25 protein-coding genes and 1 pseudogene are annotated in these 24,395 nt (G+C 74.4%); 9 read left to right on the top strand and 17 right to left on the bottom strand.

The window, feature by feature from the left end:
- Positions 1-186 precede the first annotated feature (186 nt).
- Together ACZ4M5_RS18495 and ACZ4M5_RS18490 are read right to left on the bottom strand one after the other, a co-directional pair.
- Positions 187-1,308 carry a PP2C family protein-serine/threonine phosphatase gene (locus tag ACZ4M5_RS18495; protein WP_467738012.1) on the bottom strand — a complete coding sequence of 374 codons (1,122 nt, stop codon included), beginning with the start codon at positions 1,306-1,308 and terminating at the stop codon, positions 187-189.
- A 115-nt stretch (positions 1,309-1,423) separates the two neighbouring features.
- On the bottom strand, positions 1,424-2,620 hold the full coding sequence (locus tag ACZ4M5_RS18490; protein WP_467738010.1) for a glycoside hydrolase family 64 protein: 1,197 nt from the start codon (positions 2,618-2,620) through the stop codon (positions 1,424-1,426).
- A 367-nt stretch (positions 2,621-2,987) separates the two neighbouring features.
- Here ACZ4M5_RS18490 and ACZ4M5_RS18485 point away from each other — a divergent pair, with 367 nt between their 5' ends.
- On the top strand, positions 2,988-3,884 hold the full coding sequence (locus ACZ4M5_RS18485) for a GNAT family N-acetyltransferase (RefSeq protein WP_467738008.1): 897 nt from the start codon (positions 2,988-2,990) through the stop codon (positions 3,882-3,884).
- 75 nt (positions 3,885-3,959) lie between these two features.
- On the opposite strand, the gene ACZ4M5_RS18480 is transcribed toward ACZ4M5_RS18485, so the two are convergent.
- Positions 3,960-4,859, bottom strand: a complete 900-nt coding sequence (locus ACZ4M5_RS18480) for a Gfo/Idh/MocA family protein (RefSeq protein ID WP_467738006.1) — start codon at positions 4,857-4,859, stop codon at positions 3,960-3,962.
- A 204-nt stretch (positions 4,860-5,063) separates the two neighbouring features.
- On the opposite strand from ACZ4M5_RS18480, the pseudogene helR reads away from it, so the two are divergent.
- A pseudogene (gene helR, locus ACZ4M5_RS18475) lies at positions 5,064-7,224 on the top strand (RNA polymerase recycling motor ATPase HelR).
- Positions 7,225-7,240: 16 nt separating this feature from the next.
- On the opposite strand, the gene ACZ4M5_RS18470 reads toward helR, so the two are convergent.
- Positions 7,241-7,654 (bottom strand): VOC family protein, encoded by a 414-nt coding sequence (locus tag ACZ4M5_RS18470; RefSeq protein ID WP_467738004.1) that lies wholly within the window; start codon positions 7,652-7,654, stop codon positions 7,241-7,243.
- 70 nt (positions 7,655-7,724) lie between these two features.
- Entirely contained in the window at positions 7,725-7,955 is a 231-nt protein-coding gene (locus ACZ4M5_RS18465; RefSeq protein ID WP_467738002.1) for a hypothetical protein, read from the bottom strand.
- Between the two features lie 251 nt (positions 7,956-8,206).
- Here ACZ4M5_RS18465 and ACZ4M5_RS18460 point away from each other — a divergent pair, with 251 nt between their 5' ends.
- The gene (locus tag ACZ4M5_RS18460) at positions 8,207-8,725 is read left to right on the top strand and encodes a DUF5133 domain-containing protein (RefSeq protein WP_467738059.1); all 519 of its coding nucleotides are present in this window, start codon (positions 8,207-8,209) and stop codon (positions 8,723-8,725) included.
- A gap of 44 nt (positions 8,726-8,769) precedes the next feature.
- Here the strand turns inward: ACZ4M5_RS18460 and ACZ4M5_RS18455 are convergent, their stop codons facing one another.
- On the bottom strand, positions 8,770-9,741 hold the full coding sequence (locus ACZ4M5_RS18455; protein ID WP_467738000.1) for a GlxA family transcriptional regulator: 972 nt from the start codon (positions 9,739-9,741) through the stop codon (positions 8,770-8,772).
- 200 nt (positions 9,742-9,941) lie between these two features.
- Between ACZ4M5_RS18455 and ACZ4M5_RS18450 the strand changes: the two genes are divergently transcribed.
- Positions 9,942-10,421, top strand: a complete 480-nt coding sequence (locus ACZ4M5_RS18450; RefSeq protein ID WP_467737998.1) for a hypothetical protein — start codon at positions 9,942-9,944, stop codon at positions 10,419-10,421.
- A 151-nt stretch (positions 10,422-10,572) separates the two neighbouring features.
- On the top strand, positions 10,573-10,776 hold the full coding sequence (locus tag ACZ4M5_RS18445) for a hypothetical protein (RefSeq protein WP_333933195.1): 204 nt from the start codon (positions 10,573-10,575) through the stop codon (positions 10,774-10,776).
- A 70-nt stretch (positions 10,777-10,846) separates the two neighbouring features.
- On the opposite strand, the gene tgmB is transcribed toward ACZ4M5_RS18445, so the two are convergent.
- The 3 genes from tgmB to ACZ4M5_RS18430 all read right to left on the bottom strand — a co-directional run bounded on the left by tgmB (position 10,847) and on the right by ACZ4M5_RS18430 (position 12,481).
- Complete coding sequence (tgmB, locus tag ACZ4M5_RS18440; RefSeq protein WP_467737996.1) at positions 10,847-11,830, bottom strand: ATP-grasp ribosomal peptide maturase; 984 nt, start codon at positions 11,828-11,830, stop codon at positions 10,847-10,849.
- A gap of 15 nt (positions 11,831-11,845) precedes the next feature.
- Positions 11,846-12,037: a putative ATP-grasp-modified RiPP gene (gene tgmA, locus ACZ4M5_RS18435; RefSeq protein WP_333933193.1), complete on the bottom strand. Its 192-nt coding sequence runs from the start codon at positions 12,035-12,037 to the stop codon at positions 11,846-11,848.
- Between the two features lie 132 nt (positions 12,038-12,169).
- On the bottom strand, positions 12,170-12,481 hold the full coding sequence (locus ACZ4M5_RS18430) for a YkvA family protein (protein ID WP_467737994.1): 312 nt from the start codon (positions 12,479-12,481) through the stop codon (positions 12,170-12,172).
- 248 nt (positions 12,482-12,729) lie between these two features.
- Between ACZ4M5_RS18430 and ACZ4M5_RS18425 the strand changes: the two genes are divergently transcribed.
- Positions 12,730-14,349: a hypothetical protein gene (locus tag ACZ4M5_RS18425; protein ID WP_467737992.1), complete on the top strand. Its 1,620-nt coding sequence runs from the start codon at positions 12,730-12,732 to the stop codon at positions 14,347-14,349.
- Between the two features lie 3 nt (positions 14,350-14,352).
- Here ACZ4M5_RS18425 and ACZ4M5_RS18420 read toward each other — a convergent pair whose 3' ends face one another.
- From ACZ4M5_RS18420 to ACZ4M5_RS18395, 6 genes are all read right to left on the bottom strand, one after another.
- Positions 14,353-16,506, bottom strand: coding sequence for a xanthine dehydrogenase family protein molybdopterin-binding subunit (locus ACZ4M5_RS18420; protein WP_467737990.1), 2,154 nt, complete (start codon positions 16,504-16,506; stop codon positions 14,353-14,355).
- Positions 16,503-17,507 carry an FAD binding domain-containing protein gene (locus ACZ4M5_RS18415; protein ID WP_467737988.1) on the bottom strand — a complete coding sequence of 335 codons (1,005 nt, stop codon included), beginning with the start codon at positions 17,505-17,507 and terminating at the stop codon, positions 16,503-16,505. Before ACZ4M5_RS18415 ends, ACZ4M5_RS18420 begins: the two co-directional genes overlap by 4 nt.
- On the bottom strand, positions 17,504-18,034 hold the full coding sequence (locus tag ACZ4M5_RS18410; RefSeq protein WP_467737986.1) for a (2Fe-2S)-binding protein: 531 nt from the start codon (positions 18,032-18,034) through the stop codon (positions 17,504-17,506). Before ACZ4M5_RS18410 ends, ACZ4M5_RS18415 begins: the two co-directional genes overlap by 4 nt.
- A 92-nt stretch (positions 18,035-18,126) precedes the next feature.
- Positions 18,127-19,275, bottom strand: a complete 1,149-nt coding sequence (locus tag ACZ4M5_RS18405; protein WP_467737984.1) for a hypothetical protein — start codon at positions 19,273-19,275, stop codon at positions 18,127-18,129.
- Positions 19,276-19,382: 107 nt separating this feature from the next.
- Entirely contained in the window at positions 19,383-19,709 is a 327-nt protein-coding gene (locus tag ACZ4M5_RS18400) for a hypothetical protein (RefSeq protein ID WP_467737982.1), read from the bottom strand.
- Positions 19,710-20,096: 387 nt separating this feature from the next.
- On the bottom strand, positions 20,097-20,351 hold the full coding sequence (locus ACZ4M5_RS18395) for an EF-hand domain-containing protein (RefSeq protein WP_467737980.1): 255 nt from the start codon (positions 20,349-20,351) through the stop codon (positions 20,097-20,099).
- Positions 20,352-20,562: 211 nt separating this feature from the next.
- On the opposite strand from ACZ4M5_RS18395, the gene ACZ4M5_RS18390 reads away from it, so the two are divergent.
- A complete protein-coding gene (locus tag ACZ4M5_RS18390) occupies positions 20,563-21,201 on the top strand; it encodes a maltokinase N-terminal cap-like domain-containing protein (protein ID WP_467737978.1) in 639 nt (212 codons plus the stop codon).
- A 10-nt stretch (positions 21,202-21,211) separates the two neighbouring features.
- On the opposite strand, the gene ACZ4M5_RS18385 is transcribed toward ACZ4M5_RS18390, so the two are convergent.
- Positions 21,212-21,817, bottom strand: coding sequence for a dihydrofolate reductase family protein (locus ACZ4M5_RS18385; RefSeq protein ID WP_467737976.1), 606 nt, complete (start codon positions 21,815-21,817; stop codon positions 21,212-21,214).
- 140 nt (positions 21,818-21,957) lie between these two features.
- Between ACZ4M5_RS18385 and ACZ4M5_RS18380 the strand changes: the two genes are divergently transcribed.
- Positions 21,958-22,665, top strand: a complete 708-nt coding sequence (locus tag ACZ4M5_RS18380) for a GNAT family N-acetyltransferase (protein ID WP_467737974.1) — start codon at positions 21,958-21,960, stop codon at positions 22,663-22,665.
- 39 nt (positions 22,666-22,704) lie between these two features.
- Here ACZ4M5_RS18380 and ACZ4M5_RS18375 read toward each other — a convergent pair whose 3' ends face one another.
- A complete protein-coding gene (locus tag ACZ4M5_RS18375) occupies positions 22,705-23,361 on the bottom strand; it encodes a class I SAM-dependent methyltransferase (RefSeq protein ID WP_467737972.1) in 657 nt (218 codons plus the stop codon).
- A 344-nt stretch (positions 23,362-23,705) separates the two neighbouring features.
- Between ACZ4M5_RS18375 and ACZ4M5_RS18370 the strand changes: the two genes are divergently transcribed.
- Positions 23,706-24,395: HAMP domain-containing protein (locus tag ACZ4M5_RS18370; protein ID WP_467737970.1), on the top strand; the 690-nt coding region annotated here is incomplete at its 3' end.

Below are 24,395 nucleotides of genomic sequence, written 5' to 3'. Positions count from 1 at the left end.
ACGACCGGCGCATCAAGGACCAGGTCGAACACCGCTGGTAGCGCCGACCGGGCGGGCGGGCCGCGTGGGTGCCCCCCCGCCCGGGCCCCCGGCACCGCGCCACGTGGAGCACCCCCACCAGGTCCCGGGGGGCGGGGGGGGCCCCCCCCGCCGGCCGCTTCGTGTCACGGCACGGTCGGACCGGCCTCACCGCTCGGGCGCCCCCGGCTCGGGCGCCAGCACCAGCATCGTGACGTCGTCCTGCACGTCCGGGCAGTGCCGCAGCAGGTCGGACCACACCAGCTCGGCCAGGGCCCACGGATCCTCCAGGGCCAGGACCGGCAGCCGCTCGGCCAGCGGATAGAAGGCCCCGGAGGCGTCCCGGGCCTCCGTGACCCCGTCCGAGGCCAGGAACAGCCGGTCCCCGGGACGCAGCCGCACGGTGACCACCTCGGGCGGGACGGCCCCCGCCAGTCCCAGACCGAGGGGGGTGCCCGGCTCGACGTCCAGCTCCCGCGCCCCGCCGTCCCGCAGCAGCAGCGGCCCGGACTGCCCGCACGCCACGACGTGCACCGTCCGCGCGTCGGCGGAGAAGTCCAGCAGGAGCGCCGTGGCGAACAGCTCGGCGTTCGGGTCGTCCGCGGAGTCCACCGTCAGCCTCCGGTCCAGCCGCGCCGCGACGGCCCCCGGGTCCGGCTGGTCGAGCACGGCCTCGCGGAAGGCGCCCAGCAGCGAGGCGACCGTGGCGACGGCCGACAGGCCGTGCCCCTGCACGTCCCCCATGACCGCCCGCACGCCGTAGGGGCCCGCCCGCACGTCGAAGAAGTCGCCCCCGACGAGCGTGCCGCGCTGCGCGGCCCGGTACAGCCCGGCACAGCGCACCGCCCCGACCCGTTCCGGCAGCGGCGGCACGACGGCCCGCTGCGCGGCCTCGGCGACCGTCCGCTCGGTGACCAGTTGGGCGTCGCGTCTGCTGCGGACGAACGACAGCAGCACGCTCAGCAGCGAGACGAAGCACACCGTCAGCAGATCGGTGTTGCCGGGATCGTCGAGCGCGAACACCGGGGTGGTCAGCACCAGCACCGCCAGCGTCCCCAGCACCGCCGTCAGCAGCGGTCCGTGCGCCAGGACGGCCAGCGGGGGGATGGCGCCCAGCAGGAAGCCGATGTCGAGCGGCTCCGGGCTGACCAGTTCGGCCACGCACACCACGACCAGCAGCGCCGACGGCAGCACCCGCGCCCACAGGGGCGGCGGGGCGCCGCGCAGCCAGCCGCGCCGGTCCCCGTCCCGCTCCCGGCGCGGCGGCAGCCGGACACGTGCTCCGCTCACACCACCACGCTGCAACGCCGGACCGTCCACCGCACGCCGGGCCCTCACGCGTGACGGCCGTGCCGGGCCCGGCGACGGTCCTGACGACGGCTTATAACGGTCCTGACGACGGCTTCTAGAAGGGCGTGAGCGTCAGCCGGAAGCCGGTGGGTGCGGTGTCCTGGATGTACGAGGCGAAGTCGGCCACGTCGTCGAAGGCGAAACCGTACGCGCGGCCGTCCCGGGCGGCCGCGTGCATGGCCTTGGCGTAGTGGTTGGTCAGGCCGGTTCCGTAGAAGGCCGCCGGATCGGTCGTCGGCTGCGCGGCGGAGGCGAGGAGGGTGGACCGGTTGAACCCGGCGCCCAGGATCGCGGCCACCGGACCGGTCGTCCCGTCGTTGGGCGCGGCGAGCGCGCCGTCGCAGAACAGGACGTCCCGCGTGGACGGCTTGCCGAAGGAGACCTCGGCGGGGCCGGTGAAGGAGAACCGTTCACCGCGCACGCGACCGGTGAACGTACCCGCGTTGGTGGTCACCTTCAGGTCGCGGCCGGTGTACGTGCTCCACACCTCGTCGATGTACGGAGCGAGGTAGTCCTTGGGGAACAGCCCGGCGTCCAGCCCGTGGCCGGGCGCGATGACACGCGTGTCGTCCACCACGAGCCGCTCGAACTCCGGGACCCGGCGCACGGCGTCGAAGGCGGCGGCGCGGCCGCCCTCGCGCAGCGTGCCCGTCGTCTGGTCCCCGGCGCCGGTCAGCCTGATGCTCAGCGGCACGCTGAACATGTCGACCATGGTCGTGTTGCAGAACATGCCCGACGCGTTGTACGTGAACTCCGCGCAGTCGTGCAGCACGGGGTAGTTGGGGTCCGAGGACACCCAGCCGGCCGGGTACTGCAGGGCCGGGTTGCCGGCTCCGTCCGCGACGACCTTGAACTTGAGCTTGGCGCCCAGCGACACGTAGATGCGGCCCGACATGTAGGGCAGGGACAGCCGGGTCTCGCCGCTGCCGGCCAGGCCGATCGCGTAGTCGGTGAAGCCGTCGGGACCGTTGTCGGCCAGGGCGACGGGGGCCAGGGTGCCGTCGGGTGTGAGCCGCACCTGGCGGCCGTCGGCGTTGCCCACGACGTAGACGTGCACGTCGGCGTTGCCGAACGAGCCGCTGTCGTTGACCAGGGTGAGGGGCAGCGCGCCCGCGGCCCGGGGCGTGCGCGGGACGGTGTCCGCGAGGGCGTGGGGGGCCAGCGCGGCGGCCGCGGGGACGGCGACGGCTGCACCGCCGATGCCGACGAGGAGCGTGCGGCGGCTGAGGGGACGCTGGTGACGAGGAGTCATGTGGGGGGCCTCCTGTGGAAACGGGGCGGCATGAGAGCGCTCTCATGCCCGTTCTCGGGTCGGGATGCTACGGACGCACTCCCCGGCCGCCAACCCGTGTGCCGGGGGAAATCCCGTGAAAGGAGGGGGGACTTGGGGCTGCTGAGGCTGCCTTGAGCCGCTCTTAAGGGCCAGTTGAGCTTCGCCGTAATGCGATGGACGGCCCCGCAGCGATTGCGTAACGTGGCCCGCACCACGCCCCGAGACCAGCAGAAGGAGGGCAGAGCCGTGCCGTTCACACCGACCCCCGCGCTCCCTCCCCGCAGTCCCGGCGTGCAGTGACCGATCCCCGGGAGCGCTCCACGCAGCACCGTCCCGGAGGACATCCATGACCGACCCGGTCATCCGCGCGCTCGACGCGAGCGACGCCGCACTCTTCGACACCCTGCCCGACCCGCTGGGCGCCCGGGAGGGCCACCGGCGCACCCGGCACCGCCCCGACTGGAAGCGGGTGGCCCTGCGCGACGGCCGTGTCGTCGCCCGCGGCGCCTGGTGGGGCGGCCCCGACGACACCGAACCCCTCAACCTCAACTGGTTCGACGTGGCCGAGGGCGAGGAGGACGCGGGCGCGGCCCTGCTGCGCTCGGCGCCCTGGCAGGTCGAACTGGAAGTGAACCTGCCCGCCCGCTGGCGCGACGACCCCGCCCTGCGCGCCGCGGCCCGGACCCGCGCCACCGCCGCCCGCCTTGCCGGCTACGAACTGCTGGTCGAACGCCTGCTGTACCGCTGGACGCCCGCCGACGGCCTGCCCGAGCGGCCCGGGCGCCTCACCTTCCGTGCCGAACCGGACGACGCCGTCTTCTTCGACGCGCTGCGCCGCATCCACTCCGCCACCCTCGACGCCCACGCGCTGAAGGCGATCGAGCAGGGCGGACTCGACCGCGCGGCGCAGGAGGAGCTCGACTTCTTCCACTGGTGCCCGTCACCGCGCGAGTGGTGGCAGGTGGCTCACACCGCCGAGGGCGAGCCGGTCGGCATCCACATCCCGGCGCACAACCCGTCGGGTCCGTGCGTCGGCTTCATCGGCGTCCTGCCCGAGCAGCGGGGGCACGGCTACGCCTACGACCTCCTCGCCGAGTGCACGCACTTCCTCGTCGAGCGCGGTGCGCAGTTCGTCGCCGCCGCCACGGACCGGGGCAACGCCCCCATGGCGGCCCACTTCGCCGAGGCCGGCTATCCGGTGGTGAAGGAGCGGCTCAACTTCGATCCGCCGCGCACCGCCTGACGGACCTGAGACACCGATGACGGGAGCGCGACCGGGCCGTGTTCACCCGGCGCGCTCCCCCTCACGGCAGATCCCTCAGCCGGCGGCCGACCGGAGCGAGTCGCCGTTCAGCAACTCCTGCGCCTCCGAGAGGATCTCGGTGACGCGGAGGCCGAACGCCGCGTCGCACGCGTCGGGACGGCCGGTCCGCGCCGCGGTGCGCAGGGCGTCCGCGGCGCGCCGCAGGGCGGGCACCGCGCCGTCGGAGCTCTCCGGCAGCAGCGTCACGCCCGCCTCGCCCCGCAGTTCCACGGCGGCACCGGCCGCGGCGGGCGGTGCCGTCAGGCTGAGCGTGAGGGTGCTGGAGGCGCCACCGGCGTGGTCGAGGACGACGTGCGCCGTGTCCCCGGGCCCGTACGCCGCCGCCGTCACGCGCCGCACGTCGCCCAGTACCGGAAGCAGCACCGACAGGGCGTGGGGGCCCACGTCCCACAGCGCGCCCTTCTCCCGCCGCCACGGCGTCGCGAAGGGACTCTCACCGGTGAAGACCGCCCCGAGCCACTGCGCGCGGCCGGTGAACCAGCCCGGCACCGCCGCCTGCTCCTCGATCCAGGCCCGCGGCTCCGGCTGGAAGCGGGTCGTGAAGAACACGACCGAGGCCACGCCGGCCGCCCGCGCCGCCTCGACCACGGCCCGCCCCTGCTCCACCGTCGGCGCGAGGGGCTTGTCGAGCAGCAGATGGCACCCGGCCCGCGCCGCCCGCACCGCCAGTGCGGCCTGCACCTCGGGCGGCAGGGCCACGGCGACCGCGTCCACGTCGGCGAACAGCTCGTCCGCGTCGTCGTAGGCCCGCACACCGTGCCGTTGCGCCAGTTCCTTCGCCGCCTCCGGCCGACGGCCCCACACACCGGCGAAGTCCAGCCCGTCGTGTCCGCGCAGAGCGGGTGCGTGGGCCATCTGCGCCCATGGTCCGGTGCCGAGCAGTCCTATGCGCATGCCGCCGCCTTTCCCAGTGCCTGGGAGGAGAGCCTGACACACGCGGACGGTCGGCGGACGGGGAGGGGTGGGCAACGGAAAAGGCGAGGAGCCCTCTCCTCGCCACTCTCAAGGTATAGCCCACGGGGGGCCTTGCGGCAAGGCCCCCCGCTTCCCGCACAATGTCCGGCCTGAGCCGATGACCTGCGGAAACGGGAGCATGACGTGACCCCTGCGACCACGAGCGCGTTCGATCTCCCCGACCGCCTCGCGCACAAGACCCGACCGGAACTGATCGCGGACGACGAGCGCCACTTCACCGCCCTCGCCCACTGCCTGGAGCAGTCGATCACCGAGCTGTCGGTGCGTCTGGAGGCCGAACGCAGGGCGCCCGGCGGCAAGGGCCGTCAGGCCATGGACCGGGACGCCGAGATCCACCGGCTGACCGCCCGGCTGCGCACCCTGCGGCGCTTCGGCCTCGACCTGTGCCTCGGGCGCATGGTCGCCGACGACGGCTCCGCACCCGTGTACGTCGGGCGGCTCGGCCTCACGGACAGCGAGGGGCGCCGGCTGCTGGTCGACTGGCGTTCCCCCGCCGCCGAGCCGTTCTTCGGCGCCACCCACGCCAACCCCATGGGCCTGGCCGCCCGCCGCCGCTACCGCTGGAGCCGGGGCCGGATCGGCGACTACTGGGACGAGGTGTTCACCCCGGACGCCCTCGGCGGCCACGCCGCGCTCGACGACCAGTCCGCCTTCATCGCCGGCCTGGGCGCCGACCGCTCGCCCCGGATGCGGGACGTGCTCGGCACGATCCAGGCCGACCAGGACGCCGTCATCCGCGCCGGTTCCCGGGGCGCCCTCGTCGTCGACGGCGGGCCCGGCACGGGCAAGACCGTCGTGGCCCTGCACCGCGCCGCCTACCTGCTCCACTCCGACCCGCGACTGGCCCGGCACCGCCGGGGCGGCGTCCTGTTCGTCGGGCCGCACCGGCCCTACCTGTCGTACGTATCCGACGTCCTGCCCGGCCTCGGCGAGGAGGGCGTGCAGACCTGCATCCTGCGCGACCTCGTCGCCGAGGGGGCCGCGGCGGGGGAGGAGAGCGACCCGGAGGCGGCCCGGCTGAAGGCCTCAGCGGACATGGTGCGGGCTGTCGAGACGGCCGTCCGCTTCTACGAGGAACCACCCACCGGCACCCTGACGGTGACCACACCGTGGTCCGACGTCCACGTGGACGCCGCCGACTGGGCCGCCGCGTTCGGGGCGGCGGAACCCGGCACGCCGCACAACGAGGCACGGGAGCAGGTCTGGCAGGAACTGCTCACGATCCTGGCCGGTCGCCATGACGGCGACGTCGCGGCCGAGGTGGTGCGTGCACACCTGGCGAGGGACCGCGAGCTGGCCGCGGCCTTCGGCCGGGCCTGGCCGGTCCTGGAGGCGGCCGACGTGGTCGGCGACCTGTGGACGGTCCCCGCCTACCTGCGACTGTGCGCCCCCTGGCTCGGCCGGGACGAGGTGCGCACGCTGGAGCGGCAGGACCCGAAGGCCTGGACCGTGTCCGACCTGCCGCTCCTCGACGCGGCACGCCGGCGGCTCGGCGACCCGCACGCCTCCCGGCGCGAGCGGCGCAGGGAGGCGGCCCTCGCAGTCCGGCGGGAGCGCATGGCCGACGTGGTGGACGACCTGCTGCACGCCCACACCTACGACGACGGCGAGGGCGTGCTGGTGATGCTGCACGGGCAGGACATGCGCGACTCCCTCGTCGACGACAGCGGCCTGCCCACCGCCGACCCGGACCGGCTCGCCGGGCCGTTCGCGCACATCGTCGTCGACGAGGCGCAGGAACTGACCGACGCGGAATGGCAGATGCTGCTGCAGCGCTGCCCCTCCCGCAGCTTCACCGTCGTCGGGGACCGTGCCCAGGCCCGGCAGGGCTTCCCCGAGTCGTGGCGGGAGAGGTTGCGGCGGGTCGGCCTGGACCGGATCGAGACGGCCGCGCTGAGCATCAACTACCGCACGCCCGAGGAGATCATGGCCGAGGCGGAGCCGGTCATCCGCGCGGTGCTGCCGGACGCCAACGTGCCGACGTCCGTCCGTCGCGGCGGGGTCCCCGTCCGTCACGGCTCGACCGCGGAGCTGGAACCGATCCTCGGCACCTGGCTGGCGGGACACCCCGAGGGGATCGCCTGCGTCATCGGCGACCCGGCGTTCCGGCCGGCGTCCCCCCCGGGTCCGGTCGCTGACCCCGGCACTGTCCAAGGGGCTGGAGTTCGACCTCGTGGTGCTGGTCGACCCGGAGCAGCAGGGCACGGGCACCGGGGGAGCGGTCGACCGCTACGTCGCCATGACCAGGGCGACGCAGCAGCTCGTCGTCCTCACCGGCTCCTGACCCCCGGCAGCGCGGCTCAGCCCTCGGAGCCGCTGATGTTGACCATCCACGGGACGCCGAAGCGGTCCGTGCACATGCCGAACACGTCGCCCCACATCTGCTTCTCCAGCGGGACCGCCACCGAGCCGCCCTCGGACAGCTTCTCCCAGTACCCGCGCAGCTCGGCCTCGTCGTCGCCGCTCAGGCTCACGGAGAAGGGGCTGCCCTGCTCGGACTCCATGCCGGGCGGGTTGTCGGCGCCCATCAGGGTGAAGCCGCTCGGGGTCTGCAGCATGCCGTGCATGATCTTGTCGGCGTTCGGGGCGTCGGCCTGGCCGAAGGCGCCGTAGCTGTTGAGGTCCAGCGTGCCGCCGAAGACCTCCTGGTAGAACTCCATCGCCTGCCGGGCCTCGCCGTTGAAGGTGAGGTACGGGTTGAGACGCGAGACCATGAGAAACCTCCCGAAAGGGGGTAAAGAGCCCTTTTCGGGCAGCGTACGGCACGGGCTGCCGTACGGCGGCTCAGCTCTCCTCGGCCGCTCCGCTGTTCCAGTCGTACGGGCCGCCGCCCTGCCACTCGATCAGCTCGGTGTCGTCCACGGCCGTGTCGGTGCTGGGCAGGCCCTCGCGGTGCACCAGGTCGAGCACGTCGAACAGGCTGTAGGCGACGCCCATGCGCTCGCCGTGGATGGTCACCAGCCGTCCGCCGTCCGTCGCGGGCGGCTGTACGACCACAGGGGGTTGACCGTCCATAGCCCCACCATGCCCCCCGGGCGGCCGGTTCGCAGCTCGATGGCACCCGGAAGCGGTAGGCGTCCGTCCGTGGTCCCGTCAGCCGGGTCGTCAGGTCCGTGGTCCGGGTCGCGGTGGGGTGACCCGGGCGCGGCGGGGACGTCCTGGTCGCCACCGAGGGCGGCCACCTCCGCCCCGGCGCCGGCAGCCGGGCGCCGCCGGCCTCGCCCTGACGCCGCGGCCGGCGACCGGGGGACACTGCCTTGACCGAAATGAACCGCCCTCTGCTGGTCACCCCGGCCCGCGGCCCGGAGGGCAAGGTCCTGCGGCTGCTGCGCGGGCGCACCCCGTTCGTCGTGGCCCGCGGCCTGTCCGCGGTGCAGGGCGCGGACCGGATGGTGGTCCCGGACGGCGGCCGGCTCAGCCGAGCCCTCCCCGCGTCCGATCAGTTCTCGTCATATCCGCCTCAGGTGCGAAAAACGTGTGAATGGATGTGTGCGGTTCGGGCATACGCAGCGGAAAGAGAGAGGGGCGCTTACGTGCTGGTACCGGACCGGAAGATCGTCAGGGAGCTGCTGACGCGGTACGCGTCGCTGAGGATCGCTCAGGCGGAGAGGCACGTGCCGTCGGCGGCACGCGAACTGGACGACGTCAGCTACACGCTGTGCGTGATGATGGGGACGTCCGACATCAGCGATGCCATCGCGAAGGCGGATGTCCTGCTGCTCACCGAGGGCAGGCCCGACGCGGCGGACGCGGACGGGGACAACGGGCTGAAGCTGGTGGGCTGACGGCGACGAGGGACGGCGGCACCGCGTGTCCCGCCCCGGCGGCCCTAGGAAGGGACCGCCGGGGCGGTGGTCTTCCCGTGGAACGCCGTGCGGTACGCGTACGGCGTGGTCCCCGCCACCTTGCGGAACCGCTCGCGGAACGCCGTGGGGGAGCCGAACCCGGCCTGACGCGCGATCCGCTCCACGGAGTGGTCGGTGTTCTCCAGCAGGTACTGCGCCCGCCGCACTCGCGCCCGCAGCAGCCACTGCAGGGGAGTGGTGCCGGTCTGCTCGCGGAAGCGGCGGCCGAAGGTGCGCTCGCTCATCCCCGCCCGCGCCGCCAGTGTGGCCAGTGTCACCTCGTGCGCCAGGTTGTCCTCGATCCACTCCAGCACCGGTTCCAGTGCCGACCCGCGGGGCACGGGCGGATGCGCGTGCACGATGAACTGAGCCTGCCCGCCCTCCCGTTCCAGCGGCATGACCGACATCCGGGCGATGCTCGCCGCGACGGCCGAGCCCCAGTCCCGCCGGACCATGTGCAGGCACAGATCCAGCGCGGCGGCCGCCCCGGCCGAGGTGAGGATCTGCCCGTTGTCGACGTACAGCACGTCCGGCTCCACCTCGACCGCGGGGAACCGGCGGGCCAGTTCCGCCGCGGCCACCCAGTGCGTCGTGGCGCGCAGCCCGTCGAGCAGGCCGGCCTCCGCCAGCACGAAGGCGCCCACGCACACCGAGGCGATGCGCGTACCGGCCGCGGCCGCCTCCCGCAGCGCCGCCAGCACCCGGGCGGACGGCGGGTCGGCCTGCGGTGAGCAGCCCGGCACGATGATGGTGTCGGCCTCCGCCAGCGCCTCGAGACCCCGGTCGATGCGCAGGGTGTAACCGCCGTCGGCGCGTACCTCCGGTGTCTCCGCGCACAGCCGCACCCGGTAGGCGGGCCGCCCGTCCGGCAGGTGGGTCCAGGCGAACGTCTGCTGGGGGGCCGCCATGTCGAACGGCACCACTCGGTCGAGAACCAGGATCGCCACGGAGTGCATGGCGGCCACCCTAGGCGGATTCCCGCCACCCGCGCGAGACCAGGCCGGACAGCATCCTGAGCCGGTCCCTGGGGGAAGTACCAGGCCGGCGGTGCTGGCGGGAATCCGTGGGAAGCTGTCTTTCCCGCCCCTGGGCGATCACGGCCGCGCTGCCTAGCGTGGGCCCGGCACCGTTGATCGCATCCATGGAAAGAGTCCCGGTGACCAAGCTCCTGCTGTCCCTCCACGTCCTGGCCGCCATCGTCGCCATCGGTCCCGTGACCGTCGCGGCCAGCATGTTCCCGCCGGCCGCCCGCCGCGCCGTGCCCGCCGCCGAAGCCACGGGCGCCCCCGACGCAGCCGCGGTCGGCACCGTCGCCCTGCTGCACCGCATCTGCCGCGTGTACGCCGCCGTCGGTCTGACCGTGCCGGTGCTCGGCCTCGCCACCGGTGCCGCCATGGGCGTCCTGGGCAGCGGATGGCTCGTCACCTCCATCGCGCTCACGGCCGGGGCCGCCGGCGTCCTGCTCGCCTTCGTCCTGCCCCGCCAGGAGGAACTCCTCGGCCGGCTCCGGGGCGAGCAGACCGTCGAGCACGGCGACACCGCGCAACTCGCCATGTTCACCGGGCTCTTCAACCTGCTCTGGGCGACGGTCACCGTCCTGATGATCGTCCGTCCGGGATCCACCACCGGAGCCTGATGTTCCGTCGCGGGCCCGGGCGTTCGCCCCGCCACGGATGTCCGGTCTGCGTCAAGTCATCCCCCGGAATTCACACTCCGGCACGTCCCGCCGCCTACACTCGCAGTCTCGGCCCCGTACGGAGCCGACGAGCAGAAAGGCACGTTGACGGGTGTTCCAGGATTCCCCCATCTACGACCGACTCATCGCGGAGCGCGGCGACGTCCCCGGACAGGTGCGCCGCGAGGCCGAACGTGTGAGCAGGGAACTGGAGCTGGTCATGCGGCCCTCGCAGTCCCTCGGCTACGACCGCCCCCACTCCCCGGGCACGGGCTGGCAGCGCGCGGGCATGCTGCCGGGTCCGCGCCCCCAGTGATCCCCCCGGCCGCGCCGGTACACGCTGCCCCGCCTCGCGGACGAACCCGGGTGTCGGCCCGGCCCCGGTGTCAACGGACCGTCGTGGACGAGCCGTTGAACTGCGACGGCACGACGGGGAGCGGGCGTGCCAGCCACTCGGCGATGCCGCGGGCGATCGGCTGGTTCGTCTCGACCTCGACGAACCCGAACTGACCCGACTGGTTGCACTCCAGGAACCACCAGTCACCGTCCGCGTCCTCGACGAAGTCGAAGGCCCCGTACGCCAGTCGGGCCTCGCGCATGTACGCGTCGACGCCCGGCCCGATGAACGGCGGCACCTCCACGGGACGCCACGGGGAGCCAGGCGCCGCGAACCGCACGTCGACCTCGTCCGGATCGGCGTCCCGCGCCGTCTCCTTGCGGGCGGCCAGCATCCGTTCGCCGACCACGGTCAGCCGGATGTCGGCCCGCTTGCCGATCCGCCGCTGCAGCAGCGTCGGCCCGAACGCGACCGCGGCGAAGTCCGTGTCGGGTGCGACCCGGCTGGTCGGCACCGCGCGGGGCGGGTCCTGCGGATGTGCGCCCGACACCGGCTTCACCACCAGGTCCGGATAGCGCTCGGCGAACTCCCGGGCGGCGCGCGGGAACGTCGTGATCAGCGTCGCGGGAACCGGCAGGCCGCACTGCTGGGCCAGCCGCAGCTGCCAGGGCTTGTGCCGGGCCCGGCGGGCCGCGTCCGGATCGTTCATCCAGCGCGCGTTCGTGCCCCGCAGCATGCCGTAGAGGGCCTGGGAGGCCTCCTCGGTCAGCCAGGCGGACGGATGTTCGGCGTTCCCGGCCGGGGCACCCGGGCGGCGCACCCAGACCGACCGCAGCCCTGCCAGACTCACCAGCCGCCCCCCGGCGGACAGATGGCCGCGGAACCGGCCGTGGACGTACTCACCGGACAGGGCCACCCCGCGGGTCAAGTCGGCGGGGTCGATCCGGACCACCGGCACCCCCGTCGCGTTCAGGTGGACGACCACCATGTCCGCGGTGACGTCCTCCTCACAGGTGAGGATCAGTACGGTCATCTTCGCGGCCCGTGATCAGTCGTCGAAGTGCGTCTTGGAACCGGCGGTGGACGTCGTGGTGCCGAACTCCCGCAGCAGGGCGAAGTCGCAGGCGGCGACCCGGCCGTCACGGAGCACGTTCAACTGCTGTCCGGCGTCGTACACGTACGGGATGGCAGCGTCCAACTCCACTGCCGGGCGCGCGTAGTTGAGCGCGAACGGTTGCATCGTCTCTCCCTCGTCGGTGCTGCGCCGGCCTGTCGGCGGAACGCGGGCGTGAACCCCCGTCCCGCCGACGGGAATCGGCTTCCAGAGACTTATACGAATCGAACGGGTGGTTGGTTTCCTTACTTTCCGTAGTCATCGGGCCGGAAGCCGGTCCGGCCGGTGATCCGTACTGCGCTCCCGTTCGCCGAGGGAGCCGCGGACAGTGCGCAGAGCAAGGAGCAGAACACCGATGTCGTCCAGGTACACCGGATCGGGCACCAGGTCGACGGGCAGCACGAAATAGAGCAGCGCACCCCAGAAGACCCAGCGCGGACCCGCGGGCAGTCCCGCGCGCCGCAGATCGCGCCGGGTCCGCACCAGCCGCACGAGGATGCCGACGGCGAAGGCCAGGACGACGGCCGCGAGCACAGCGGCCAGAATGATCACCAGTGTGGTCGTCTCCACGGGTTCGCCCTCCTCATGGCATGCCGCGACACGGGGTGTCCCTTCCTGGATTCCCGTTTCCGGCGCCTGTATTGCGGCCCGGCCCGACATGTCGGCCCGTCGGCGGACCTCCCCGTGCGCGGGTGTCATCCCGGTGGCCCACCCGAGTGGCACCGCGTGACACGTGCGCCTAGTAATGGTCCACGTAACGTCGCTCGTCCCACGACGGGGGGCGCAGGAGCGGCCGCACTCATCCCACGGAGGCGAGTATGACCACCTGCTCTTCATCACCCCGCTCGAACGAACCTGCCATACCCGGCGAGCCGAACGGGCCCGCTCAGCCGTCCGCCGAGACCACTGCCGCCACCGGCGCGTACCGGGTTCCGCAGACGAGCGTGCAGCAGCCCGCCCCCGGCCCGTACGGGACCTACGCACCGCCGCCGGCCGGCTACCCGGCCCCGCCGCCCGTGGCCCCGGGTTTCCACCCGGCCGCGCCCCCGCAGCCGGCGGTCGCCGCCCACGTCCAGCCGGGTGCCGCCCCGCCGGGCGTGGACCGGACCGACCTGCCCGACCCGCCACCGGCGCCCCCCGCACCTCCCCTCCAGGACTGGTTCGACCCGGCGGAGGCACCTCCGGCCCCGCCCGGCCCGGACTGGCCGGACCACGCGCAGGCCGGGCCCGCCCCCGCCGCCGACGGGACGGTCGGTACGGAGCCGGAGCACCGGTCCGCGGCCGTGCCGGACCGGCCGTCCGCCGAGCCCGACGCCGCCGCGCACGAGGCGGCGCAGCACCCGGCACCCGGCGCCGAGGAGACCGGCGAACCGCGCCCCCGGCCGTTCGTCATCCGCTCCCTCGACGACAACCCGGTCGAACTCAGGCCCGGCACCGGCCCGGTGGGCGGTGCGCCCTACGGGGACGCGGTCAGCGACCTCGTGCACGCCGCCGTGGCCGACCGGCCGCTGGAGGAGGTCGTCGACCTCATCACCTCGCTGGAGGAGTCGCCCGACCACACGCAGGCCAAGGTCGACGCGCTGCGCACGGCCGGTGTGACCCGGCCCGTGGAGGACGTCTCCCGGCTCATCGCGCTGCTGACGAAGCCGCCGCGCGACGCGGACTGCGCGGACGAGGCCATCCGGGCCGCCGCCGCCCACCGTCCGGTGGAGGAGGTGACCCGGCTGGTCACCCTGCTGCACAAGGAGCCGCAGGAGTCCCACGTCCGCGAGGAGGCCCTGCGCGCGGCCGCCACCGGCCGGTCCGTCGGCGAACTGGTCGAACTGATCGACCGGTTGGGTCTCGAACGCCTGGACCGCGAGGGCCGCAGGCCCGCCGGGCCGTCCCGCACGGGCGGCGAACCGGCCCCCACCAAGCCCGCGAAGGCGGGCCGGCGTGCGGCACGCGCCCAGGCGGCCGTCGCGGCGCCCCCGACGCCCGCGATGCCGCGCGAGGAGCGTGCGGCGGACCGGCTCGGCCGGTTCGTGTCCTGGTCGGGCTGGCTCGCCGCCCTGGCCCTGGCCGCGTGCGCCGTGGTCCACTTCCCGCTCGACCGCGGGGACGCGTCGCTGCGGATGCACGCGTTCGCCCTCGGCCTGTCGGTGCTGTGCACGGTGCTCGCACTGCTGCTGGCCCTGCGCCCGGTGGCGCTGGTGCTGGCCGGGGCGGTCCTGGTGCCCACGGTGCTGGCCGGGGCCCAGGCGTACGGGAGTTCCTTCCCGTCCGCGTCGCTGTCCCGGGCCGTGGACCTGGCCCTCGCCCCGCCGTGGCTGGCCGCCGCGGTCGCCGTCTGCGCGGCGCTGCTGTCCCTCGTCGCCCTGGTCTTCCGCGTGCTGGCGCCCATCGCCGCCCGGCAGTGGACGGCCGCGCCGGCCGAGGCGGGCACCCTCGCGGAATAGCTCCTACGGCGTCCGCACGGGACCGGATCCGCTCACCGCGGACCCGGTCCCGCCCGCGTCCGGCGTACGGCGGCCGAGCAGACCGGCCAGCACCCGGTCGGGTGTGAGGGGGAGTTCGCGGAGGCGGACGCCGGTGGCGTGGTGCACCGCGTTGCCGATCGCCGCCGCCGTGCCCACGATGCCGATCTCGCCGATCCCCTTGCTGCCCATGGGGTTGAGGAAGGAGTCCTCCTCGTCGAGCCAGTGCGCCTCGACCGAGACCACGTCGGCGTGCGCGGGCACGTGGTACGACGCCAGGTCCGACTCGGTGAAGTCGCCGAACCGCGCGTCCACGGTGCTGCCCTCGGTCAACGCCATGCCCAGCCCCATCGTCATGCCGCCGACGAACTGGGAGCGCGCGGTACGGGCGTTGAGGATGCGTCCGGCGGCGTACACCCCGAGCAGCCGGCGGGTCCGGACCTCTCCGGTGACGGTGTCGACGGCGACCTCCGCGAAGTGCGCTCCGAAGGCGTGCCGCGCCCGGTCGGGCTCGGCGTCCGCCGCGCCCCGGGTGTCCGCCCGGACGTCGATGCCCTGCTCGGGCAGCGGCCCGGTGTGCTCCGCGAGCCGCCCGGCCAGAGCAGTGCAGGCCTCGTGGACGGCCCAGCCCCAGGAGGCGGTGCCGGACGACCCGCCGGCCAGCGGGGCCGACGGCAGGTCGCTGGAGCCGATGTCGATGCGCACCCGCTCCAGCGGCACCCCGAGCGCGTCGGCGGCCACCTGGGCGAGCACGGTGCGGGCGCCCGTGCCGATGTCGGTGGCGTTGATCCGCACCTCGAAGGTCCCGCCGGGCAGGGCGCGGGCCGCCGCGGTCGAGGGCGCCGCCATGACCGGGTAGGTCGCCGCCGCCACGCCCGTCCCCACCAGCAGCGCACCCTCCCGGCGGACGCCCGGGCGGGGATCGCGCCCGGCCCAGCCGAAGCGCCGGGCGCCCTCGCGCAGGCACTCGACCAGGTGCCGGCTGCTGAACGGCATGCCGCTGTCGGGCTCGACGTCGGGCTCGTTGCGCACGCGCAGCTCGATCGGGTCCATGCCGAGGGCGCCGGCGAGCTCGTCCACGGCGGACTCCAGCGCGTACATGCCCGGTGCCTCGCCCGGCGCCCGCATCCAGGAGGGGGACGGCACGTCCAGGGCCACGACCCGGTGCGCGGTGCGCAGGTGGGCGGAGGCGTACATCACCCGCGCGGGGACCGCCGCCTGCTCGACGAACTCCTTGACGCGGGAGGTGTGGGTCGTCACCTCGTGGCTGAGGGACGCCAGGCGGCCGTCCGTGTCGGCGCCGAGCCGCAACCGGTGCAGCGTGGGGGCGCGGTGGCCGACGACGGCCGGCAGGTACCGGCGCGGCAGGGCCAGCGTCACGGGCCGCCCCGTGTGCCGGGCGGCCATCGCGGCGAGCACCACGTCCGGCCGCGGCGTGCCCTTCGACCCGAAGCCGCCGCCGACGTGCTCGGCGGTGACGGTGATCCGTTCCTCCGGCAGCTCGAACAGCGTGGCGAGCGCGGCCCGTACGGCGTTGGTGCCCTGGCTGGAGGTGTGCACGAGGAGCCGGCCGTCCTCCCAGTGGGCGGTGCTGGTGTGCGGCTCCATGGGGTGGTTGTGCAGGGGCGGCACCCGGTAGGCGACGTCGACCGTGACGGGTGCCGAGGCGAACGCGCCGGGGTCGCCCTGTTCGCGCACGGCGGGGTTGCCGGCGTTGGCGTTCTCCGGCACGTACGCGCCGGGGTGCGTCTCGCTGAGGACGACGTCGTGCTCCTCGGCGGCGTAGTCGACGCGGACGGCGGCTGCTCCGGCGCGGGCCGCCTCCAGGGTCTCGGCCACCACCAGGGCCACGAACCAGCCGCGGTGGGGGACGCGCGGGCTCTGCAGCACGGCGAGTGTGGCGTCGTCGGGCTCCGCGATCCGTGGCGCGTTCTCGTGGCTGAGGACGGCGAGCACTCCCGGCACGGCCAGCGCGGCGTCCGTGCCGACGCCCGTCACCCGGCCGCGCGCGACGGCCGCCGGCACCGGCCAGGCGTGGGCCCGGCCGGGAAGCGGGAACTCGGCGGCGTAGCGGGCGGTGCCGCCGACCTTCGCGTGCCCCTCCAGGCGTTCGGCGGGAGCGCCCAGGCTGCCGGTCATGAGGTCCTCCTCGCGCGCGCCGCGTCCGCCACCCGGGACAGCACGTCCACGGCGAGGTTCCGGGCCAGCGGCACCTTGTAGGCGTTGTCGCGCAGGGGCTGCGCGGCGGACAGTTCCAGGTCGACGGCGTGCTCGAACGCGGCGGCGGTCGGAGCGGCCCCCACGAGCGCCTCCTCCGCCCGCCGCGCCCGCCACGGCCGGTGCGCCATCGCGCCGAAGGCGAGGCCGGCCCGGGCGACCACCCCGTCCTCCACCCGCAGCACGGCCGCGACGGACGCGAGGGCGAAGGCGTAGGAGGCCCGGTCGCGGGCCTTGCGGTAGGCCGAGGCGAGCCCGGCCGTGGCGGCGGGCAGCACGACGCCGGTGATCAGCTCGCCGGGGAGGATCTCGGTGTCCTGCTCGGGCCGGTCCCCGGGCAGCCGGTGGAAGTCCGCGGCCGGAAGGGTGCGGGCGCCCCCGGGGCCGTGCAGTTCGACCCGCCCGTCGAGGGCGGAGAGGGCCACCGCCAGATCCGACGGGTGAGTGGCGATGCAGTGCTGGGAATGCCCGAGCACGGCGTGGTCCCGGTGCACGCCGTCCCGCGCGCCGCAACCGGTGCCGGGCTCGCGTTTGTTGCACGGCTTGGACAGGTCCTGGAAGTACGGGCAGCGGGTGCGCTGGAGGAGGTTCCCGCCGGTCGTCGCCGCGTTGCGCAGCTGGCCGGAGGCGCCCGCGAGCACCGCCTGGGACAGCGCCGGGTACCGGTCGCGCACCAGCGGGTGGGCCGCGAGGTCGCAGTTGCGGACGGTGGCCCCGATCCGCAGCGCACCGTCCGGCAGTTCCTCCACTGTGTCCAGGGGCAGCCGGGTGACGTCGACGAGGGCGGCGGGCGTCTCGACGCCGAGCTTCATCAGGTCGACGAGGTTGGTCCCGCCGCCCAGGTAGCGGGCGCCGGTGTGGGAGGCGTACGCGGCGGTCGCCTCCTCGACGCTCCCGGCGCGGACGTAGGCGAACTCCTTCACGGGATCACGTCCTCGACGGCCTCGGCGATCCGCGGGTAGGCGCCGCACCGGCACAGGTTGCCGCTCAGCCGCTCCCGGATCTCCTCCCGGTCCAGCGCCACCGGCTCGCCCGAGGGCACCGCCGGGTCGGTGACGTGCGAGGGATGGCCGGCCGCCGCCTCGGCGAGCATCCCGGCCGCGGAGCAGATCTGCCCCGGGGTGCAGTAGCCGCACTGGAAGGCGTCGCGTTCCACGAAGGCCCGCTGCAGGGGGTGCGGTCCCTCGCCGTCGGCGCCGAGCCCTTCGACGGTGGTGACCTCACAGCCGTCGAGGGCGACCGCGAACAGCAGGCAGCTGTTGACGCGCCGCCCGTCGACCAGGACGGTGCAGGCGCCGCACTGGCCGTGGTCGCAGCCCTTCTTCGCCCCGGTGAGGCCGAGGTCCTCGCGCAGGAGGTCCAGCAGGACCCGCCGGTGGTCGACGGTGAGCGTGTGGGGTTTGCCGTTGACGCGGAGCGTGGTCGGGGAGTGGTGTCGCTGATTGCCCATGTCGTGGAGGACCTTCCCGGGGCGGGCCGTACTGCCGTACGCACCACGTATCCACGAGGGCACGGCTGACACCCGTACCCCGGGAAGAGACCTCAGGACCGGGACGTCGCCCGCTCCGCCTGCGCACCCTCGCCGTCCTGCGGCGCCGTGGCCGGACGCCGGGGCTTGAAGCGCTCCAGCGTCCGGGTGAGCTGCTGCAACGGGGAGGCGACCGGTGTCTGCGACGGCGCTTGGCGCGGGGCGGGGACCTCGCCGGCCTCCTGGTAGGCCGCCAGCGCCTCGTGGGCGCGCTCGGCGGCCTCGCGGTACAGGTCACGCGAGGTGGTCATGGCCTCCAGGGCCTCGGCGTACATGGCCACCAGTCCGCGCTGGCGCTCCAGCTCCTCGTGGACCGTCAGCAGGTGCCAGTCCTCCCGCAGGGCGGTGAGGGCCGGCCCGGCGTCCTCCGGGAGGGGCGCCGGCAGAGCGGCGAACCGCCTCACCGCGTGGACCAGGTCGGCCGGCTCCGAGCCGTCGAGGTACACGGCCCGCACGGAGAAGTCCTCCGCCTCGTAGCCCTCCGGGGCGGGGCTGCCGGGCAGCACCACGGCGCCGCCGCGCGGCACCTGCACCCCCAGGTCGCGCAGGGCCCAGTTCAGGCCCCGGTGCTGCTGCGGCGCGGCGCGGTGCTCCACCACGCGGTGGCGCAGCCCCGGCGGCAGCCAGCGGGCCAGCGGCACCCGGCCGTGCTCGCCGGTCGTCATCGCCTCGTGCACGACCACGTGGATGTGCCAGCCGCCGCGCACCGCGTTCCGCAGCAGCCGGCGGGTCTCCTTGTCGTCCTCCGGCAGCGGGTTGATCGCGCCCGCCGACAGGCGCACGGCGGCGTCCCGGTCCCAGGCGGTGTCCGGCTCCTGCGGCCAGAACAGGCCGGTGGGGGAGGGCCACGCGTGGTCCCACGGCTGCTCCGCCTCGGCGATCAGCAGCCACTCCTGCCCCGGTCCGTCGTCCGGGCCGGGGCGCACGCTCATCCGGGCGCGCACGGTCACGTCGGCACCGGCCCGCCAGCGGGCCTCGAACACCCGCTCGCCCGGTGTCGCCGGATCGTCGGGCAGCTCGAGGAAGTCGTCGATCGCCCCGCTGTCCTTGCGCTGCTGCAGCGAACGGCGGAGCACGTCCGGCGCGTCGCCCTGCGGGTGCCGGCCGCGTGCCGGCCACACCGTGGCGGGGGTCGGGAAACGGGCGGGGGAGGAGGTCGGCATGAGTCCATCTGGGAACGGGGGCACGTGCGGCTGCCAGTATCGTCGCCGCGGACCGGCGGGTGCCACCCGGGGTCGCACCGGGCCGGGCACTCTGTTGACGTACGTGTCTACGAGTCCTCACCTTTCCGGTCGTCACGCGGCGCGCGTCCGGTGACGACGTCGGTCACGCCGGACTCCTCGGCGGTGTCCTCGCCGCCCGGCCGCGGCGCGGCGCGACCGCCCGCCTGGCCGCCGCCGGTGGTGCCGTAGCCGCCGGGCACGCCGGGGACGCTGTCCGCGTCGGCCTCCTCGCGGCTGATGTGACGGGTGGCGCGCACGCCCGCGCGCCGCTCCGGGTGGGGGTAGCTGAAGGGGCGGGCGGCGGCGCGCTCCTCCTCCGCCTGTTCCACCTCACGGGTCCGGTCGTTGCGTTCTGGAGTGTTGTCATCGGTCATGCCGGACCGCGTACCCATGGCGGGCTGTGCCATGTGGGTGCGCGGCGGCGCGATGCGAGGGCGGGCCGCGTTCCGGGCCGGGGCCCGGGCGCACGGCATGTGCGCCCTGCGCGCGGGGTGTGCGCGCCGCGCGCACACCGGACCGGCTCACTCGTGGCCGAGCGCCCCGGCGGTCCCCAGAATGGTCCGCACGGGCAGGGCCCGCCCACCATCCGCATCGGGGCGGGCCCTGCCCGCCGGCCGGGCGGACGAAGCGGCGAGGTGATCGGCTTCGTCACGATGGAGGACGTGCTCACCGAACCGGTCGGCCCGGCCCCGGCTCCGGCCTGACCGCGCCGGCGGCACGAAGCGGCGGGGCCCCGGGCCGGTTCGGGGCGGACGGCGGCGTCAGCTCCAGCCGAAACGGCGGTCCACCACCGCCGTGAACTCCTCGACGGTCAGGACCGCGTCGCCGTTCTGGTCCGCCGTGTCGAACAGCGCGGACGAGGCGTCGGCGTCCTGCACACCCCACAGCGGCAGCACGCCCGAAGCCGCGAGGGAGGGTCCCCTCGTGCGCAGCGCGACGATCACCTCCTCGCGGGTGAGCATCCCGTCCTGGTCGAGATCCAGCGCCTCGAACAGGGCGCGGCCCTTCTCGCTCATCCTCGTCCCCGTCGTGTCTCCGGCAGGCGGTCGGTCCGTCCCGCTCTGCAGGGAGGACGTCCGGCGTGCGGCCGGGGTTGCCCCGGTCCCGGGGAAGCCCGCGCCGGTCCGGCTCCCGCGGCCGGTGCGGGCCGGAACAGCGCCCCTCCGGCGCCCGCGGAATGCGAAGGTGTCAGGTAGCACAGGGGCGTCAGCGGAAGGACCTCACACCATGGCCGTCATCCACCGGACCGAGCTCAAGCCGACCAAGCTGGAGCTGCTGGCCACGTGGCTGCCCTCCCGCCCCTGGTACCGGGGCGGACCGGGCACCCCGCGGCTGTCCCGGGCCGGCGGGTTCCGGCTGGACGACCCCCGGGGCGAGGTCGGCATCGAGTTCCTGGTGGTCACCGACACCTCCGGCGCCGAACCGGTCACCTACCTCGTGCCCCTGACCTACCGCGGCGCTCCCCTCGACGGCGCCGGGCACGCACTCGTCGGCACCATGGACCACGGCGTGCTGGGACCGCGCTGGGCCTACGACGGCTGCCACGACCCGGTGCTGCTCGACCGGTTGCCGGCCCTGATCGAGGGCCGGGCGCAGGCCCAGGACCAGGACACCAGCGACACCCCCGACCGCGAGGTCGATGTCTCCTTCACGGGCGAGGGCCCCCTGCCCACCGACCTCAGGGCCACCGACGACCAGGACGGCACGCTCCTCGCCTCGCCCCGGGGCACGGTCCTGCGCCTGCACCGTGTCCTGCGGCCGGAGGACGGCTCCCCGCTCGCGGCGCGGCAGGCGACGGGCCGTGTCACGGCCGTGTGGCGCACCGTCGAGGGCGACCGGGTACGGGGCCCGATCGCCACCGTGTGAGGCACGCCGCCTAGTAACTGTCGTGACCGGGTTCGCCGTTCGGCCGGTAGACGCCGACGACGGTGCCGCTCTTCGTCGTCGAGACACGGACCGGTTCCAGAGCGGTGGGGACCGCTCCGCCGGCGAACAGGCGCTTCCCGCTTCCGATGATCACCGGATGGATGGTCAGCCGGTACTCGTCGACGAGGCCGTGCCGCATGAGCGTCTGGGCGAGGTCGCCGCTGCCGACGACGTTGATGTCACCTCCCTCCGACGCCTTCAGCTCGCGCACGGCGTCGGTGACCTCGCCCTTCAGCAGCGTGGAGTTCTCCCACTCCAGGGAGGTCAGGGTCCGCGACGCCACGTACTTGCGCATCCCGTTCATCCGCTCGGTGAACGGGTTGGCGGGGTCGGCGGCCGGCCAGTACGCCGCGAAGATGTCGTACGTCCTGCGGCCGAGCAGCATCGCGTCCGACCGCTCGTACCAGCCGGCGACGGCCGCGCCGACCTCCTCGTCGGACACCGGCTTCTGCCAGCCGCCGTGCTCGAAGCCGCTCCCGGCGTCCTCGTCCGGACCGCCGGGTGCCTGCATGACGCCGTCCAGCGACAGGAACGTGCAGATGATGACCTTGCGCATGATGCGCTCCCTTCGTGTCGAGGGAAGGACCGCGCGGACGGAGGGAACTCATCGGCTGACTACGATTGATCCCCGGCATCCGCCGACACGGTGCCGGCCCGCCCGGCCGGCCTGCTCCAGGGCAGGAGGGGCGCAGCACAATGACGGGACCCGGGGACACGGCCGTACTCGACGATCCCGTGGCCGCGTCGCTCCACGGTCACCACGCACATCTCGCCCGGCGGCTGGGTGGTGCCGTCACCTATGTGCCGGACGTCGCGACGTTCTCCGCGGTGTCCGCCGGGCCCGGTGCCGCCGCGTGGGACGACCTCGCGAAGCTGCTGGGCGGGGGTGCGTTCGCCGACATGTTCAGCTGTCCCGTCCTGCCGCCGCCCGACTGGCCCCCGGTCTTCGTCCTCGAAGGCCGCCAGATGATCTGGGCGGGGGACGCCGTCCCGGACACCCACGCCGTCGCGTCCGGCCCCGGCGTCGTCGACCTGGGCGCGGAGCACGTGCCCGACATGCTCGCCCTCGTCGAGCGGACCCGGCCGGGACCCTTCCGGGCCCGCACCCGTGAACTCGGCACCTATCTGGGCCTCCACGACGAAGGGACCCTGGTGGCGATGGCGGGGGAGCGGCTGCGGCCACCCGGCTGGACGGAGATCAGCGCCGTCTGCACGGCGCCCGAGGCCCGCGGGCGCGGCTGCGCGGCCCGTCTCATTCGGGAGCTCGTCAACCGGATCGTGGCCCGCGGCGAACGCCCCTTCCTGCACGTGGCCGAGGCCAACACCGCTGCGATCGCCCTCTACGAAGGGCTGGGGTTCACCACCCGCAGGCAGGTGACGTTCCGCGGGTTCCGCACCCCCTGAGCCGTCGCGGGCCGGACACCGCGCTGCCCGGCTGCGACGTCAATCCGCCCGGACGGCGGCCGGGTGCCGACGGCAGTGCAGGAAAAGATGCGGCTCCGGCTGCGCGTCCGGGTGTTCCGGAGTGAACAGGACCTCCTCGCTGTCCAGCACCTCCAGGCCGGCCTCCTCCGCCACCGCGGTGAAGTCCCGCGCGCCGAAGCTGCTCACCCGCACGGGATGCCCCATGAAGACGCCCTCGACGTCCTCCAGGTCGATCGGCACGGTGGCCAGCACCAGGTGCCCCGACGGGGTCAGCGCCCGCACCAGCCGCCGCACCACGTCGGCCTGCTCCGCGCGGGACATCTGCAGCAGCGAGAAGTACACACAGACCGCGTCGAACGCACCGTCGGCGAGCGGTACGTCACGGACGTCGGCGCACCGGAAGGACGCGGCGGGCACCTGGCGGGCCGCCAGCTCGACCATGACGGGGGAGACGTCGACGCCGAGCACCTCGTGACCGGCCGACGCCAGCGTCTGCGCGGTCGGCCTCCCCGTCCCACTGCCCACGTCCAGCACGCGGCTGCCCGGCGCGAGCCGCTCCAGCAGCCACTCCAGCGACCGCCGGTGGGCCGGTGACCCGGCGAACGCCTCCTCGTAGGCGCTGCCCAGCGCGTCGAACACGGCCCCGGGCCGCGGGCGTCCCTGCTGATCGGTCACGACGGTCCCTCCGGGTGGAGCGCTACGGTGCCGGGCATCGTTCCACCGGAACCGAGCCGCGGACAAGAGCGCCTTCCCCCGCCTCCCCCCGGCGCCAGGACCGCACGACGCCGTGTCGGCCACCCCCTCCGCGATCACTGCCGCAGCGGCGCGACCGGCCCGCTCCCGTGCCCGCCCGCGCTTTGTTCAGGTCTGGAAACGTGGGTTAACCTGCGGCGTATTTCCACATCACACACACGTGCGTGACCGTGGGGCGGAGCACGACAGCCGAGCCGTCGGTCCGGCACAGGGTTGTTCCGAGTCCTCGGCTGTGAGGGCTCCCGGGGAGCGGAACGAGGGTACGCATGACCAGCGACAGCACGGGGGTCGTCGATGCGGTGCCGGGCGACCAGGAGCTGCGGCGCCTCCTGGCCGGCCTCACCGCCGTACGGGACGGTGACTTCGGCACCCGCCTGCCGGACGACGCGGACGGCCTCATGGGCGACATCGCCAAGGTCTTCAACGGCATGGTGGACCAGCTGTCCGTCTTCACGTCCGAGGTCACGCGCGTGGCCCGCGAGGTCGGCACCGAGGGGACGCTCGGCGGCCAGGCCGAGGTGCCGGGCGTCTCGGGCACCTGGGCCGACCTGACCGACTCGGTCAACGCCATGGCGGGCAACCTCACCACCCAGGTCCGGGACATCGCCCAGGTGGCCACCGCGGTCGCCAAGGGCGATCTGTCCCAGAAGATCGACGTGCCCGCCCGCGGCGAGATCCTGCAGCTGAAGGAGACCGTCAACACGATGGTCGACCAGTTGTCGGCGTTCGCGGACGAGGTCACGCGCGTGGCCCGCGAGGTCGGCAGCGAGGGCCGTCTCGGCGGCCAGGCGCAGGTGCCGGGCGTGGCGGGGGTCTGGCGGGACCTCACCGACTCCGTGAACCACATGGCGGGCAACCTCACCAGCCAGGTCCGCTCCATCGCCCAGGTCACCACGGCCGTGGCCGAGGGCGACCTCTCGCAGAAGATCACCGTGGACGCGCGCGGGGAGATCCTG

Source organism: Streptomyces sp. NPDC026246 (assembly GCF_055567995.1).
Note: the sequence above shows the minus strand (reverse complement) of the source record. Positions and strands in the feature narration are given on the sequence as shown.